This window comes from Thiocystis violacea (assembly GCF_016583565.1).
GTDB lineage: Bacteria > Pseudomonadota > Gammaproteobacteria > Chromatiales > Chromatiaceae > Thiorhodococcus > Thiorhodococcus violaceus_A.
Genome location: NZ_NRRF01000200.1, coordinates 1 through 1,373, shown reverse-complemented (window position 1 = coordinate 1,373; position 1,373 = coordinate 1). Strand labels below are relative to the sequence as shown.

The following is a 1,373-nucleotide window of genomic DNA, read 5'->3' as shown; positions in this document are numbered from 1 at the left end:
CCGCGGTCAAATTTCCTATCTAAGGAATACAGTGCGCTCCAAAGCCCGGAGCGATGTTCAACCAGGCGCTCAAGCAGACCCCATTAACCTCGGCGCTGCTAGCCGAAATCTCGGAGCTGTTTTTTTTTGCCCTGCCAGGGGCTGCTTAGCTTAACGTTAGAGAACTAGCTATGCCCGAGAAGCGATACTGTGTTCATTGCGGGAAAATAGTTCCGAAACAACGGATCTCAGCAAATCCTTCGGCTACTCGATGCGTCAAGTGCCAAGCATTTTTTGAGAAGAACCATGACGTAAAGAAGAAGATCGCTGACATTCAGCCGCATGGAAAAGAGGTGACGAAGGGCAGACTAAAAGAACCACCATTCGCAGTATGCCCACACTGCGGGATTACAATTCGACGGTTAAGCTTAAAGAAGCACATACGCAACATGCATCCCAACCATGCAAGACCCGGCACTGATGCCGACCCCAAAGCGGAATGACGCGCGTGACATCTGATCACGCTGCTAACGAACAGCAGCGATAGTTCCAGGTTCCAAAAAGCCATTCTTTCTGCTTGATCAACTTACGACAAGGTGGTTACTTCATCCACAGAGCGAAGCAGCTTCTCTAACAAAAAGCTCAAGGCGACGCAGTACCGCGCATCGAGCTATGAGTTTAATTAAAGCTTTTCACAAGGCGCGGTACTGCGCTCCTTAGCTTGTCGTTAGGCAGCTAGCCAGTATTTCCAGATAGATCGTGTTGGGGCAACAAATGGGGGGTGATTCCACACACAATTCGCAACCTGTCTTCCTCAATATAGCAGTATTCTTTACATTTCAAAACAATTAATCAAAACTGAATTAAATGAGGTTTTTACATGAACGATTTTTATGAACTCATCGGATCTACTTGCAGAGCCGCAGAGAGTGAGGGCAATACTTTAAGCACTGAAGAAATAAACGATTTAATTGGCACAGTAATGACAGATAGGCATATGTATGACACTACTCAAGGTTTATCATCTGGAATTCGCGGCGCAATAACCTATTTTAGAAATAGAGGAGATCATGTGACTGTTGCTGCTATCCATTCAGTTACTGGGTATTAATAAAATGAAAAATCCCCCGGCTTTGCCGGGGTGACGGATTAAAAGGGGCCTGGATGGAATTACTTTCCATTCACTGAATCTGCTCGCAATCAATCGCCTAACGAACGCCTCCAGGCTCTCCAGGATTTCATGGGGAATCACAAGTCATTTTAAAAAAATTGCTTAGAGCGGATTTTAGCGTACACGCCAATGCCAAAATATAGTCGAGCGATTCTATTTTAAGTTTTTGATTTTTCAGTGTTCGATGCCAAGCTGAGCGTATCCGTTGAGATCTAAGTACACT

The 1,373-nt window shown here is 45.3% G+C and carries 2 protein-coding genes; both read left to right on the top strand.

Annotated elements, in window-relative coordinates:
• Positions 1-170: 170 nt before the first annotated feature.
• Positions 171-482, top strand: a complete 312-nt coding sequence (locus CKO23_RS26845) for a TraR/DksA C4-type zinc finger protein (RefSeq protein ID WP_200336179.1) — start codon at positions 171-173, stop codon at positions 480-482.
• A 377-nt stretch (positions 483-859) separates the two neighbouring features.
• Entirely contained in the window at positions 860-1,090 is a 231-nt protein-coding gene (locus CKO23_RS24725; RefSeq protein WP_200336178.1) for a hypothetical protein, read from the top strand.
• Positions 1,091-1,373: the final 283 nt, after the last annotated feature.

Excerpts from the sequence above, each read along its gene's own strand:
- CKO23_RS26845 (WP_200336179.1), top strand. The coding sequence starts at position 171 with ATGCCCGAGAAGCGATACTGTGTTCATTGCGGGAAAATAGTTCCGAAA.
- CKO23_RS24725 (WP_200336178.1), top strand. The coding sequence starts at position 860 with ATGAACGATTTTTATGAACTCATCGGATCTACTTGCAGAGCCGCAGAG.